Origin of the sequence: Protofrankia sp. Cas3 (genome assembly GCF_963555955.1) — a bacterium.
GTDB lineage: Bacteria > Actinomycetota > Actinomycetes > Frankiales > Frankiaceae > Protofrankia.
Window position 1 is genome coordinate 1 of sequence record NZ_CAUVXP010000157.1, and the last position, 14,046, is coordinate 14,046.

The 14,046-nt window shown below is 70.4% G+C and carries 9 protein-coding genes and 2 pseudogenes; 7 read left to right on the forward strand and 4 right to left on the reverse strand.

Translation table 11 applies throughout. The features are described from left to right. Positions 1-640 precede the first annotated feature (640 nt). Positions 641-784 (forward strand): annotated as a pseudogene (locus U9983_RS28050) (IS1380 family transposase); the annotation flags it as partial. A gap of 147 nt (positions 785-931) precedes the next feature. Here U9983_RS28050 and U9983_RS22445 read toward each other — a convergent pair. Further along, a complete protein-coding gene (locus U9983_RS22445; RefSeq protein WP_322755916.1) occupies positions 932-3,238 on the reverse strand; it encodes a hypothetical protein in 2,307 nt (768 codons plus the stop codon). 167 nt (positions 3,239-3,405) lie between these two features. After that, positions 3,406-4,938 (reverse strand): FAD-dependent monooxygenase, encoded by a 1,533-nt coding sequence (locus U9983_RS22450; protein WP_322755917.1) that lies wholly within the window; start codon positions 4,936-4,938, stop codon positions 3,406-3,408. A gap of 78 nt (positions 4,939-5,016) precedes the next feature. Here U9983_RS22450 and U9983_RS22455 point away from each other — a divergent pair, with 78 nt between their 5' ends. Beyond that, the gene (locus U9983_RS22455; protein WP_322755918.1) at positions 5,017-5,604 is read left to right on the forward strand and encodes a TetR family transcriptional regulator; all 588 of its coding nucleotides are present in this window, start codon (positions 5,017-5,019) and stop codon (positions 5,602-5,604) included. A 79-nt stretch (positions 5,605-5,683) separates the two neighbouring features. On the opposite strand, the gene U9983_RS22460 is transcribed toward U9983_RS22455, so the two are convergent. Next, positions 5,684-6,328, reverse strand: coding sequence for a hypothetical protein (locus tag U9983_RS22460; RefSeq protein ID WP_322755919.1), 645 nt, complete (start codon positions 6,326-6,328; stop codon positions 5,684-5,686). Positions 6,329-6,498: 170 nt separating this feature from the next. Between U9983_RS22460 and U9983_RS22465 the strand changes: the two genes are divergently transcribed. The 3 genes and pseudogenes from U9983_RS22465 to U9983_RS22475 all read left to right on the forward strand — a co-directional run. After that, complete coding sequence (locus U9983_RS22465; RefSeq protein WP_322755920.1) at positions 6,499-8,514, forward strand: sensor histidine kinase; 2,016 nt, start codon at positions 6,499-6,501, stop codon at positions 8,512-8,514. Further along, positions 8,502-9,146, forward strand: a complete 645-nt coding sequence (locus U9983_RS22470; RefSeq protein ID WP_322755921.1) for a response regulator transcription factor — start codon at positions 8,502-8,504, stop codon at positions 9,144-9,146. Before U9983_RS22465 ends, U9983_RS22470 begins: the two co-directional genes overlap by 13 nt. 30 nt (positions 9,147-9,176) lie before the next feature. Continuing rightward, a pseudogene (locus U9983_RS22475) lies at positions 9,177-9,392 on the forward strand (HoxN/HupN/NixA family nickel/cobalt transporter); the annotation flags it as partial. A gap of 517 nt (positions 9,393-9,909) precedes the next feature. Here the strand turns inward: U9983_RS22475 and U9983_RS22480 are convergent. Then, positions 9,910-11,058: a cytochrome P450 family protein gene (locus U9983_RS22480; RefSeq protein WP_416211483.1), complete on the reverse strand. Its 1,149-nt coding sequence runs from the start codon at positions 11,056-11,058 to the stop codon at positions 9,910-9,912. Between the two features lie 122 nt (positions 11,059-11,180). Here U9983_RS22480 and U9983_RS22485 point away from each other — a divergent pair, with 122 nt between their 5' ends. Then, entirely contained in the window at positions 11,181-12,272 is a 1,092-nt protein-coding gene (locus U9983_RS22485; RefSeq protein WP_416211482.1) for a TetR/AcrR family transcriptional regulator, read from the forward strand. Between the two features lie 582 nt (positions 12,273-12,854). Next, positions 12,855-13,760: a hypothetical protein gene (locus U9983_RS22490; protein ID WP_322755924.1), complete on the forward strand. Its 906-nt coding sequence runs from the start codon at positions 12,855-12,857 to the stop codon at positions 13,758-13,760. The last annotated feature ends 286 nt before the right edge of the window (positions 13,761-14,046 follow it).

Here is a 14,046-nt window from a genome sequence, read left to right on the forward strand (position 1 = left end):
TCCACCACAATCCGTCACATAGTGTCTGACCTGCATAAATAGGTTTGATCTATCCATCTCGGCGATCACGGATGTGCTAAATAGGCAGGTAGACGGTTCGGACGGGTGGTTCGCGCGGAACTTAGGTTCCCGACGACTGATGACACTGGGTGAGGTCGGTCGGGCGTCGTCGACCGCGGCCCCCGTTACGGCGCGCGCCGATGGGTCGCCCTCCTCGTGGCGCGACTCGGCTCACCTTCCGCTTGAGCCAAGGCCCGTCGGACGCCGCCGGGTAGACGCGGTCGATGGTGGTGTTGCTGCCATCGACCGCGTCGGCAGCCGCGGCTCGGAGTCCCGGGGCATCTTGGTTGCCTGGAAGCGTCGCAGACTGCCCGCCGCGTTCACCGAGCTCGCCCTGGCCATCTGACAGCAACCAACCCGCTTCGGCGCGCCTCGGGCCGGCTCAACGCAACAGCGCCCGAGAAAGTGCCCTCTGACGCGAAGATTCGGCCCCTGGTCGCTGGGACCCGGTCACGCTGGAGCCGATCATCGCGCCCGCCACGGTGCGCCTCGAAGAAGGCGCAGGGTTGCTGACCTGGGACGCTGGGGTTGCTGACACCAGTCGCAGGCCCAGGAAGGGGGTACCTTCGGAGTGCGATCGTTGCATACCACGTCCAAGACCCACGTCGTGTTCGACGACCCGAACCTGCTCGCTGCCGCGGGCCTCGTGCCGTTGATGCGCCTCGCCGAGCGGGCCGGCCTGCCAGACCTCGTCGCCGAGCACGTCCACCTGCCGATGTCGGCCCGCTCCGCCGCCGCGACGGCCCACATCGCCTCTGTTGCGTGTGCGCGACGACCCGGCACTGGTACCGCCTCGCGTGCGGCGGTGGGGAGCCGCCCCCTGTACGGCTCCCCACCGCCTGCCGAGCGTCAGAACCGGCCCGTGGCAGTGTCAGCCGACGCCGAGGAGGCGTTTGGTGGCCGCGACGACGTCGACGTTCGGCGGCGCGCCGAGCCCGAACCACTGGCCGCCGGCGGTGAGCTCCACCTTGTGCGTGTCCGGGTACGTGAAGAGGTAGGCGACGTCGGTACCCGGAATGTCGACCTTTTGCGGTTTCCCGGTCTCCTGAGACAGGTCGAGCGGGCCGTTGTTCGGCCCGAAGCCGATCTGGACGACGCCGGCCCCGGCGTCGTACCCGCAGAGCGTGTGGGGGCCGGCGTGCAGGATCGAGCCCGGTAGGCCGTCGAAGGTGACGGGCTGCCCGACCGCGGCGGTCACGGCGTCCTGGCTGGGGCACTGGTTGGGGATCTGGAGAGGTTTGGCCTTCGGAGGCGCGCCGGGCGTGCCCGGCTTCCGGGTGCTGGTTTCCGGATCGTGGTAGTTGAGGCGCAGCGTGCTGCGGACGGTCATGTCCCGCAGGGTGGTCAGCGGCGCCAGGAGCCGATGTATCTGCGGGTCGACGAGGTCGCGGATCGCGCCGCCGAAGACCTGGTCGACCGCCGCCGGGACGAAGCGGTAGATCTGTCCCTTTACCAGGTCCTCGAGCTGGTCGAGGTCCTTGCGGTGCACCGCGGTGTCGACGGTGGCGCTGCCGTTGTAAAGGACCTCGCCGTCCTGGATCTCGGGCGGTTCCGGGATGGTCTCGTAGCCCATGGTCGCGGTGCCGTCGGTGTGGAGCTTGCCGTCCTCCCGGATCTTTGTGATCATCGGCATGGGATCCTGGGCGACGATCGTCCAGGTGAGGTCGCCATCCCGTGGCTGGAGGGAGGGCAGGTCGACACCGGAGGCGCGGGCGCAGCCGCTGATCTCGGTGGGCCAGTCGTTCGCGCCGGTGACGCCGCGCATCGTCAACGTCAGGGTGCCGGGATGGGTGGACGTGTCGCGGGTGAGGATCCGGGGATCGGGCTGGGTCGCGGACGTCCATGGCTGCAGGACGAGGACGATGTTCGACGCGACGGCGAGGACGCTGGCGACGGCGGCGATCCCGTTGAGGACGGGGCCGACGGCCAGCTGTACCCCGTTGACCACGATGAAGTGGACCGTGTCCAGTGCGAGGTTTCCGACGTCGGCGACTCGGTTGCGGATGAAGGCGAAGATGTCGTGCAGGACGTTGCCGTTGAAGTCGACCAGTTCGATGTGGCCGATCGCGGTGAAGACCTTCTCGATCGTGTTTGGGACGAAGCCCTGGAACTGCTCGCACACCGAGGTCCCGGCCGGCGCCGCGACGGGGCCGCGGGTGGCAGCTGCCTCAGCCAGAGCGATCGGCTGAGCCCGCGTGCCGGCGCCGGCCGTGGTGCCCACCGCGCCGCCCGCGGTGGCGCCGCGGGTGGGGGTGTTCGCCTGGCCTCCGCCGCCGTCGCCGCCCGTGGTGGCGACGGCGGCGGAGGCGAACAGGGCGAGGACCGCGGCGGGGAGGACGACCTGGTCGTAGTGGGACCAGTCCTGGTCTCCGAGGATCTTCTTGGCTAGCGCCGCGGCCGGGCCGGGGGCGACCTGGGACCAGGCTTCGACGAACAGCGACGCCGGGATGGGCTGGGCGCCGTCCGCGAGCGGCGCGAGCTGGGCGAGACTGTCCACGGCGCTGCCGGTCAGGCCGCTGTGGCCCCAGGCGCCGAGGGCTGCGCTGGCGGCCTGGTCCTGGCTGAGAGCCAGCGGTCCGGGGGCGCGAACGGGGACCAGCGGCGTGGTGGAACCGGTCGGGTAGACGGGGATCCCGGCTTCGGCCAGGTCGGCGACGAACGCGTCGACGGTGGCCTGGGTGAAGGGCTGCTGGCTGACCGATTGCCGGCCGGCGGCGACGCCTGCCGAGCCGTCCGAGGAACACGCCGCCAACGCGACCAGGACGACCGCTCCCACCGCGACCAGCCGAGAAAGACGCGGCACCCGCCGATCTCTTCGTCCGTTACCGGAGTCCGGACGGTCATGTCCGCCGCCGGGTTGGTCGTGCCCACCGTCAGCGCCGGGTTGGCCCTTCCCGCGGCTGTCGTCCCCGTCCGTCCGGCCAGCGCAGGGCCCGTCGGAGGCGGCGGACGACGGCGCCGGGTGCCACTCACCCCAGTCCCCTCCGTTCGCGGTGATCGGGAGCGGGTGGGGTACGGCCTCCCGCCCGGACAGGCCGGCCAGGCCGGCGAAGCTCGCAAGGTAGGTGGCGGCTCCGAGAGCGCCGAGCACACCGCCGACGGTGATCGCGGTGACTGCGGGCGGCGGGGTCAGTCGCTGGGTGGGGGCAGCGGCCGGGCTCGCGGTGGATGTGGTCACGGCGAGGTGTCCTCCGGGGGCTGGGATGTGCTGAAGGTGGAGTGCTGAGGGACGTATAGGTGTGCTGGCGGAGTGGTGCCGGGGCGGCTACGGGACAGCGGTTCTTGGGGGACCGACGGTCTCTGTCGCCTCCGCCGTCGCGGCGGGGGCCGGCTGGTGCGCCGGGGTCAGCTTCCGGTGCTGGTGGTCAGGGCGGTCTGGATGTCTTTCACCGGGTCGGTGGATGAGGTCCGGCTGCGCCACGCGACATGCCCGTCGGGGCGGACGAGGACCGCCCCGTCGGGCGCGACGCCATACAGGCTCGGCCAGTTCGGTTCGGTGATGACGTGGCTGTCGACGGGTACCCCGGTGGCGTGGGCGGCGGCGTCGCGCCAGGCGTGGCCGGGTTCGGCGGTCAGCAGGACGAACCGCTGGTCGAACAGGTCGATGGTGGACGTGCCGTCGGCCAGCCACAGGTGCGGCGCCCGGCAGCCGGGTGTGGCGGTCGGCTGGTAGTCGGCGTTGGGCGGGTCGGTGTCGGGGCTGCCGTCGCCGACGACGACCGGTGACGTGTACTGGTAGCCCATGTCGAGCTGGGCCAGGCCGCGTCCGCTGAACGGCGCGGCGTTTCCGTTGAAGATCCGCATCCAGGCGGTGCCGGTCTCGTCGGCGTTGCGCCGCCCGACCGGTTCTCGTTCGGCGGCGTAACTGTCCAGCAGCTGCTGGCTGCCGTGGCCGCCCACGACGGCGGCGATCTTCCAGGCGAGGTTGTGTACGTCGTGCATCGCCGCGCTGACCCCGGTCGCGCCGGCGGGCGGGAAGCGATGGGCGGCGTCGCCGGCCAGGAACACGGGGCCTTGCGCGTACTGGGCGGCCGACTGCGCGCCGGCCGTCCAGTGGCTGGTGGCCAGCACCTGCACAGTCAGATCGGCAACGCCGAGGATCCGCCGGACGACCGCGGCGGGATCCTCGTCGGCGGCGATCGGGCCGGGTTGGCTGATCACCCAGCGGTCGTCGGCGTGGGTCCAGATCAGCGCCGCGCCGGTGGCGGTGGCGGTGGCGGTGGCGGTGAGGAAGTAGATCCCCCGTGGACGAGAGCCTGTCAGCGCGCTCAGGTCGGCCCGGAACGCGATCATCGTCTGCTGGCCGAGGTCGTCCGGGCCGTTCATGGCGACCCGCAGGTGCCGGCGAACGCCGCTGCGGGCACCATCGGCGGCGATCATCCATCGCGCTCGCACCTGGACGCGGCGTCCGGACGCCTGCTCGACCACTGTGGCAACCACGCCGTCGCCGACGGGGTGGAACGAGTCCAGCAGCGTGCCCGGGCGCAGCTGCGCGTGCGCGTAGCCGTGGGCGTGATCTCGCAGGACCGCCTCGAACACGTCCTGCGAGACCGACAGCCCCTCGCAGGGGCTCACGGTGGTGGGACCGGCCGACAGTACGTCTTCTCGCAGCGGCGGGCTGGTCAGATCGGCTCGCCATTCCGCGCCTGGGGTGATCGGCAGCTCCACCTTGCGCAGGTCCGGTTCGACGCCGCAGACGCGCAGGATCTCCATCGCCCGTGAGTGCACGCCGCGGGCCCGGGGCAGTGGTGACGCGTCGATGCGTTTGTCGATCAGCAGGGAGTCGACGCCGTGGCGGGACAGCAACAGGGATGCGGTCAGCCCGGCCGGGCCGCCGCCGACGATCAGCACGGGTGTCTCGACCAACCCAGAAGTCATAGTGGTACTTCCTTCGTCATAGTGTAACTATGATTGGAAGAGTGTTACCTTCCACTGGTGGTTGTCAAGAGGGAAGGCGTGACCCACCGGCAGCGTCAGGCGATGGCCACCAAAACCCAGGTCGCCTCGGCCGCTCGTGCCCTGTTCGCCGCCCAGGGTTACGTGGGCACGACGATCGCCGCGATCGCCCAGGCCGCCGACATCCCGGCGCAGACGATCTACTCGGCGTTCGGCGGCAAGGCCGCGATCCTGCGGGCCATCGCCTGGGGAGTCGCCGGCACCCTGGACATCGACCGCGCCCACGAAGAGGCGCTGGCCCAGCCGGACCCGCGCGATGGCCTGCGGATAGCCGCGAACATCCAACGCCGCCAGTTCGAGCAGATGTACGACGTCATCGCCATCTACCAGGAAGCCGCCCGCACCGAGCCAGACATCGCCCGTGACGCCGAGACCATCGCCGCCAACCGCGAACGCGCCTTCCGCCGCCACATCGAAGCCATCGCCACCCACCTGCCCCCGGGCGTGAGCGTCGATGACGGCACCACCATCTACCTCGCGCTCGTCCTGCCCGAGATCTACCGCACCCTCGCCATCGAGCACGGCTGGACCGCCGAGCGGTACGAACACTGGCTCGCCGACGCCCTGATCACACAACTACTGTCCTAGAAACCCCGGCCGCACCAGGTACTCAAGTCGCGTCCTGGCCAGCGGAGCAAGACGGTACGTTCGCCGCGACAGTCTCAGCTCAGACGGCGGCCACCGCGCTTGCGGGTGCCGTCCGGCGTCCGGCGGTGACGGTCCATGCCTGGCCGGCGAGCAGCAGCACGACGGCGACAAGGAGCAGCGCACGGATCGGGCCAGCCATCACCAGCAACGTTCCGGCGCCGCCGAGCCCGATGAGCACCGCGGCTGCGGCCGGGGCCACCCGGTCACGCGCCAGGCCGACGGCGAGCACGATGTAGCCGACGGCACCGAGCGCGGCCGCGAGGAAGAAGGCGTTGCCCCGACCGTCGTTGAACTGCTCCAGGACGGCGACCTGGGCAGCCCGGTCGGGCGCGTGCGCCATGGCCTCCATGACGATTCCGCCCATCGCGTAGGCCGGCACCGAGGCCCAGCCAAGCGCGGTGAGCACGAGCGCGGTGGCGCCGAGGCCGGGCCGTCGGGCCCGGACCAGCGCCGCGAGCGCGGCAGTCGGCGGAACCGTCAGCGCCGCGCCGGCGGCCACGAGCAGCCAGCCCACGTCCGAGCGCGCGGGGTGCGCGGCCATCGCGGCCAGTACGCCATCCCAGCCCTGGTCGTCGTAGCGCACCAGGAGCACTCCGCCGAGCAGCATGAGCAGCGGAGCGACGAGCAGCAGTGCCGATTCCAGCCTGCTCAGCGACTTGTTCACGATTGCCTCCACGAGCCGTCGCGCCCTCGGCGGCGGCGGCCCCAGCGTGCGGCGCGGCGTGCCGCGCGAACATCGTGGCCATCCATGGTCCTTCGGCAGGGGTGAGCCCCTACGCCACCATCCGGGCGCTCCCTGAGGTTTGTCGTCCGTCCCGATGTCACGATGTCGGCGTGGCCGCCTACACCCGCGCCGTGCCTGGAACGCCCCATCGGCTGGCGGCGATCGGCGCCGTTGCCGTCGTGGCCGCGTCGCTGGTCGGCATGGTGGTGGGCGACGTCCGCATCCGCGCGGCGGGTCGGGGGGAATTCGCCGTCCTCGGCGGCGTTGGCTGGGTCTTCGCCGTGGCGGCGGTCGTGGCTACCGCCGTCGGGGCGACGCTGATGGTGCGCCGACCTGGGCATCCGGTCGGCAGCTGCTTCGCCGCGCTGGGTGTGTCCGTGGCGGTGGCCGGGGCGCTGACCTCCTACGGCGTCTGGGGTCTGCTCGTCCGTCCGGGCAGCCTGCCGTTCGCCGCGGCGGCGGCGAACTTCTCGAACGTGATGTTTGTGGTCTGGCTCGTGCTGGTGGGCCTGGTCTGCTACCTGACTCCGACCGGCCGGCACCTGTCGCCCGCATTCCGGCGGTGTGGATGGGCGCTGGTCGCGTGCACCGGGCTGGCGCTCGGGCTGGGGCTGGTGTCGCCGGAAACGATGGATGCGCCATTCCGGTCGGTGTCGAACCCGTGGGCGGTGCGCGCGGCGCCGGCGGTGTTCGCCGCAGTCCGGCGGGCCACCGCGATCGCCATCAACGCCCTGGTGCTGGTCGGCGTGGCGTCGCTGGTCGTCCGCTTCCTCCGGGCGGAGCCCGACGAACGCCGCCAGCTGCTGTGGATGGCGCTGGCCGGGGTCCCGCTCCCGGTCCTGGTGGTGCTGGCTTTCGTCTTCTCCGGGCGTGATGCCGACACGGCGCTCGCCGTTACGGCCGCCGTCGAGATCCTCCTGCTGCCCGTGGGCGCGGTGCTGGGTATCACCCGCTACCATCTCTACGACGTAGAGCGGATCCTGAGCCGGGCCGTCACGTACGTGCTTGTGTCGGCTGTGCTCGCCGCCGGGTACGCCGCGGTGGTCCTGCTCGTGGCGCAGGGTGTCGGGCAGGCCGCCGGACGGTCCCAGGTGAGCGTCGCGCTCGCCACCCTCGGTGTCGCCGCGGCCGCCCGGCCGGTCTACCACCTGGTTCAGGAGTTCGTGGACCGGCGTTTCGCGCGGCGCAGGTACGACGCCGTCCACACCGTCCGCCAGCACGTCGCCGCGCCGTCCCCCGACACCGCGATCGAGGAGGTGCTGCGCCGCGCTGTGTACGACCCTTCGCTAACCGTGGCGTACTGGGTCGCGTCGCGCCAGCAGTGGGTCACCGGCGACGGCCATCCCACGGTGCCGGCCGCCGCCGCGCTCGCCGTCGACCGCGCTGGCCGGCCGGTGGCCAGGGTGTCGTTCGACGCCGACCGAGCCGGTGCCCACGTCGTGCGGGCGGCCGTGGCCGAGGCCGGGCCGGAGCTCGACAACGCCGGCCTGCGTGCCGCCCTCGCGTCGCAGCTCGAGGAGGTACGCGCGTCACGGACCCGGATCGCGACTGCCCAGTTCGAGGAGCGCCGCCGGATCGAGCGCGCGTTGCACGACGGCGCGCAGCAACGGCTCCTGGCGCTCGCGGCCGGGCAGCAGGCGGCGCTGCTCGGCGGTGATTCGGACCGGCTGCGGGCCGCGCTGCGCACCGGGGTCGCGCAGAGCCAGGCCGCCGTCCGTGAGCTGCGGGAGTTGGCCAACGGGCTGCATCCCTCGGTGCTCACCGACGGTGGTCTCACCGCGGCCCTCGACGATTTGGCGTCTCGCCTGCCGGTCGAGATCCGGGTCGACGTGCCAGGACGGCGCTTCCCGCCTCCGGTCGAGGGCGCCGTCTGGTTCGTCGCCTGCGAGGCTGTCGCAAACGCTGTCAAACACGCGCGGGCCGGCCGGATCGGGGTGACGCTGACGAACCAGGACACGGAGCTGACCCTGACGGTCACAGACGACGGCAGCGGCGGGGCGGATCCCGACGGCCAGGGCCTGCGCGGCATCGCCGACCGGGTCGCCGCCGCCCGGGGCCGGCTCGCCATCGACAGCGCGCCAGGCAGCGGAACGACACTTCGGGCGGTGCTGCCATGCGGGTCGTGATCGCCGACGACTCGGTGCTCTGGCGCGAGGGACTGGCCCAGTTGCTCGCGGCGGCTGGCATCGAGCCATGCGCGCTGGTCGGCGACGCGGCGGCCCTGCGCGACGCCGTCGCCGAGCACCACCCCGACGTCGCCCTCATCGACGTGCGGATGCCACCGACGTGGACGCACGAGGGCGCCGAGGCGGCGAGTGACCTCCGGCAGGCCTGGCCGACGCTCGGCCTGCTCCTGCTCTCCCAGTCGGTCGAGAGCAGGCACGCGACCGGGCTCGCGCGCACCCACCCGCGCGGCTTCGGCTACCTGCTCAAGGACCGCGTCATTAACGTCGCGACCCTGGTGGACGCGCTCGCCACTGTCACCTCCGGCGGCACAGTCCTCGACCCGGACGTCGTCGCGGGTTTGCTCGGCCGGGACAACTCGGCCAACCGGCTCGGCGCACTCTCCCCGCGCGAGCGTGAGGTCCTGGCGCTCATGGCGCAGGGCCGATCCAACGGCGCGATCGCACGCCACCTATTCCTCACCCCGAAGACGGTCGAGACCCACATCGCGGCGATCATGACAAAGCTAGGCCTGCCCCCAGAACGGGACGACCACCGCCGTGTCCTCGCCGTCCTCGCGTACCTCGACGCATAGCTGTCAGGAAGTCGGTCTCGGCGCCGGACTTATCACCTGGGCGGCGACCACCCGATCTGCACCGCAGACGTCGGCGTCCTCGCCGACACTTTTGGTCTGCGGCACGCCTTCGACGCCGACCACATCGCCTCCGTCGACAACACCACCCGCAAGCTCATGGCCGACAACACCGCCCGCGAAGCCGAAGGCGCCAGCCCGCAGCGCAGGCCGCTCTCGGTCGGGTTCTCCCTCGGCCACTCGACGATCACGGTCACGAGACGGGCGGAGGTGTCCGGAACCGCCAGGTACACGGAATGCCTGTTCGATTCGGTAGATGATGTGACGGTCGACACCGTCACTGGGCATCGTCCCTGACCAGGGCCCGGGTAGCGACCGGCCGGACAGTGATTTCGGGGCCAGCAATCAAGATCAATCGGTTCGGATACTGGTACACATGGTCCACAGATCCCCGTCGCGAACCAGATGACCTCTGAGATCACCCTCGGTCAGGCCGTGGCGCCGAAATGCCCGATAAGAACGATTGTGCGTGATGCTCGGTCATGATCCACGGGTTCTTATGCCGTAACGTCCGCCTACATCCGTGCGGTCACGAACCGTTCCTGCTGGTGGCCACGATCGAGCGGATGTCGGTCGTCGGCCCTTGTACGCTGCTGGCGCTCGTGCCGGCGGTGCTGCGAATGCGAGGCACAAGAGTCCAACCCAAGCCTGCGGCGCGTGAACGGTCGCCGGTCCGCGATGCACGAGGACCGGCGTTTCCGAAAGGTTAGAGCGTTACCCGCAACGACGTCAGCCGCCAGGTGCCGGGGTCGGGGATGCGCCCTGGGGTGTCGGCGAGCGCCAGGTCGGGGAAGCGGTCCAGCAGGGCGCTGAGCGCGACCTCGACCTGCACCCGGGCCAGCGACGCCCCGAGGCAGAAGTGCGGCCCGTACGCGTAACCGAGATGCCGTGACGGGTCATCGGACCGCGTGATGTCGAGCCGTTCCGGATCGGCGAAGACGCGGGGGTCGCGGTTGACTGACACAATCGAGGCCGTAATTGGTTCGCCCTTGCCGACTGCCACGCCCTCGATGGTGACGTCTTCGCGCGCGAATCGGGGAAATGTCAGCATCTGCGGCCCGCACCAGCGGGTCAGCTCCTCGACTGCGCAGGGCATGAGAGCCGGGTTAGCTCGCAGCGCCGCGAGCTGCGATGGATGTGAGAGCAGCGCCTCCACCGCGTTGGCGACGAGGTTAGTCGGGGTCTGGCCGGCCAACACGAGGTGCCAGACGAGTGTGACCAGCTCGGTCTCGCTGAGCTGGTCGTCATCGTCGGCGTGGACGCGCCGGAGTGTGTTGATCAGATCGTCACCGGGCGAGACGCCACCTACCGCCGCACGGGCGCCGTCGATGATGCCCGGGATCGCGGCGACGAGGGTCTCACCGTGACCAGCTGCTACGGCTGCGCCCCAGTCCCGCCACTGCGGGCGGTCGGCCTCGGCAATGCCGACCAACTCGCAGATGACGTCCATCGGAAGGGGACGCGCAAACCGCTCCAGCATGTCGACGGGGCCGTCCTGAGCGGCGACGTCGTCGAGAAGCCGCGAGACGATCGGGACGATCCGAGGCCGGAACTCGGCCGCGCGCCGGGCGGAGAACGCGGGCGACACCAGCCGGCGAAGCCGGCTGTGTGCCGGGCCTTCCATCTCCTGCATGGTCTGCATATAGGGCTGGCAGTGCTCCGGTACGGCGGGCCGCATGTACGTTCCCGCGTTGAGCTCGAACCGCGGGTCATTCAGCATCGCCCGCGCGCCGTCGTGTCGGGTAAGTACCCACATTCCGCCAAACCCGGGAGCCGCCAACCTGGCCACCGGCGACAGCTCGCGCGCCCGGCCGTATGCGGTGAAGGGGTCCCGGAGAACCTCGGGGTCGGACATGTCGATCTGGGGGACTTCGACGCTCACGGGCACCTCGCATGTTGAGATCAGATGTTATCATCATCTGGATGGTGACGATATCTTAGGGTGATCCGATGGGCAACGTGTTGTTGTGAGGGACCATGAGCCGGCTCAATCGAGCGGAGATGCAGGAACACAACCGGGCGAAGGTGCTGACTGCCGCTCGGAAGGAGTTCGCCGAGCGCGGCTTCCGTGAAGCCAAGATCGACGCGATAGCCGAGCGCGCAGAGCTCACCCGGGGGGCGGTCTACAGCAACTTCCCCGGCAAACGAGCCCTCTACTTCGCCGTCCTGGCCGAGGATGCCGAGCGCTGGGTCAGTGAGTACCGCCCCGATCCGGGCCGTACATCCCGCGAAGCACTGGGCGAGTTCGCCCGCGCCTGGGTCGCACGCTCTCCGCTGACGACCGACGACACCGACGCGGCCTGGCTCGGCAGGGACCTCATCCCCGAAGTTCTCGCGGACGACCAAACCCGACGCGCGTTCGCCCAGTTGATGTCGCTCAGCGCACTGCTACTGGGACTGTCGCTGGAAGGCATGGAATCAGGCCGGCGGCGCGTGCACACGGCCGAGGCGGCGCTGACCACCCTCTACGGCGCGAGCCAACTGGCGGCCGCCGCTCCGGGATTCGTCGATCCCTTCAACGTCATCAGCACCTGCGAACAGCTCGCCGACCTTGAGTTCGACGACGTCTGGGAGCCGCCGCACCTGCCCTACGTCGCCCCAGCTCGGCCGACCAACGAGCCCTGGGCGCCGCCTCCCGCGACCGACGCCCTCAGTCGCCAACCCGCACCGCTCACCGGCGACGGAATCGTCGCGGTCCTGGGTCTGCACCGCGTCGGCGCCGTCGAAGAGGCGGTTCGCGCAGCACCGTCCGGAGTGGACATCACGGTCGCGATCGTCAGTGGCGCCCCGTACGAGCTGGCACCGCTCACCCGCCTCGTGGTCGCCGAGCTCCGCACCTGCCTTCACCAGGCATTTCCGGGACGCGCTCTCCCTCCATTGCGGGTCGTCATCGACGACTCAGGCTCCCTCGCGACGGCCGCCGGCGTGCACGCCGTCAGCGACGCGACGGAAGTAGCCGTCCGGCTCGCGTCGGGCAGAATCGTCGCCCGCTCGGAGGGTCACGGTGCATGCCACGCCGCGGCGTCCGTCGAAAACCCAGGGCCACCGCACTCCGGACGTAGGCGATAGCGGCGGCCACGGTACTGTCCCACTCGACACGTCTGCGCCTCAGTCTCCCCACGCGGACTGACTCCGTCCCGCCAGTGAAAGGTGCAGGTCAGGGGCCGCAGCCATGATCCACCGGTTCTTATGCCGTAACCTCGGCTCCACCCCCCGTGACCTGCGCGAACAGGCCACGGAGATCGCTACGGAGATCGGCAACTGGCCCCGGTGGTGACGTGGTGGTGACGTTGCAACAGCAACCAGATGTCATCCCGCGGATGGCAACCACAGACAGTGGTTTCCAGCCGTCGGCCGTTGAAGACGGCCATGGTGGACGGCGGGTGGCACCGATAGTGCGAAGAGGCGCCGGACAGTGAGCCGGTATGCCTACGACCCTGGCCGCCGTGCGGTCGTTGTCTCCTGGGCCACCGGAAGCGGAGACCTGGCGGCAACCGTGGCCACCCTCTCCCCGGCAACCCCCGACCGCGACGCTCTGCGGCTGGCCGAACAGTTGACCTTTCTCACCGCCGCCCCGCAAGCGCCACCCCGGATCTCACCGCCGGCAGCGAAGGTTGGCGACGTGACAACGACCGGCAGGCGTTCACCGGCGTGCTCACCGCGATCCGACAGCCCCACCTGCCCTGCAACGGCACCCTGCTCCAGTCCTACGTGGTCGTCCACGAGGCCGCGCATCGCGTCGGCCGGGCATTGCACGCAATCGGCGATAGCGAGCTCACCAGCCGGGTGGCCGCGGATATCCACGCCGAGCTCGACGCCATCGAGCAGGCCGAACGCGGCGACCTGTCCGGACGGGCCCGCCAGGCCATCGCCCTGACCCGGGCCGACGCATCGCCTGTCCAGGTCGCCGCTGCCGACGCGATCCTGGCCGACGCCCCGTTCGGCGACGCTCGGCTGTTCACCGACGTGGATCCGGCCGCCGCCGCGGTCGCCGCCGCTCACTGGCTGCACGCCGCCGCTGCGGTCACGGCGAAACGTACCGGTCTCGACCCCACCCAGATCGTGGTCGAAGCGGACAACATCGAAGCGCTCGCCCATGAGAGCCCCACGATCGCGCTCGAGCGCATGGAGGCGGGGGAAACGCCCTGTGACGTCGTCCTCGGGTTGATCGCCGACTGCATGGCCGTCGCCGAGGGAGAGATTCCTGACCTCGACGCGTTGCTTGCGGAAGTCGAAGACGCGCACGCCCGGGCGGAGGCGTTCGACGAGCAGACAGAGGACCTCCGGCAGGCGCTGATGCCACGTCGGCTGACACCCCTGAACCCTGCCCGGCCCGCTACGGATCTTCTTGAGGACCTGCTCTCGGGCATTCACGGCTGCTGGCTGCTCTACCGGGAGTATGCCGATACTCCCGACCCGGACCCGGCCGATACCGCTGACACCGGATTGGACGACATCGACGACACCGTCGGCGATCCCCGGGATGAACAGGCAGCGGCTCTTTTTCTCGCCGACGTCCGGGCTGAAGTCGCTTTGCTTCGCGCCGAAGTGCTGTAACATTGGTTGCACTCGTCTTGTGGGCGGGAGGTGGCCCTACCTGATCGCATCCTTTCTCCGATCAAGGTTGAGGATTTTTCCTGGGGGAGTGTCGGTCATGGCCGTGCCCTCGGGCGGGGGAGGCGCCGCATGGTGGGCTCGCGGGACGATATTCGCGACCGTGTGGGGCTCCAAAATCCGGGTTTCGGCCTGTGAGCTGGTCTTTTACGGTCGACGTGATCTTCTGTGGGAGTAGTCAGGCGGCGTTGCGGTACTCGTTGATCAGCCCGCCGAGGATGCGTGTGCG

Coding starts and splice junctions, on each gene's coding strand:
- U9983_RS22450 (WP_322755917.1), bottom strand. CDS start 4,938: ATGACTTCTGGGTTGGTCGAGACACCCGTGCTGATCGTCGGCGGCGGC.
- U9983_RS22470 (WP_322755921.1), top strand. CDS start 8,502: ATGCGGGTCGTGATCGCCGACGACTCGGTGCTCTGGCGCGAGGGACTG.
- U9983_RS22480 (WP_416211483.1), bottom strand. CDS start 11,058: ATGTCCGACCCCGAGGTTCTCCGGGACCCCTTCACCGCATACGGCCGG.
- U9983_RS22485 (WP_416211482.1), top strand. CDS start 11,181: ATGAGCCGGCTCAATCGAGCGGAGATGCAGGAACACAACCGGGCGAAG.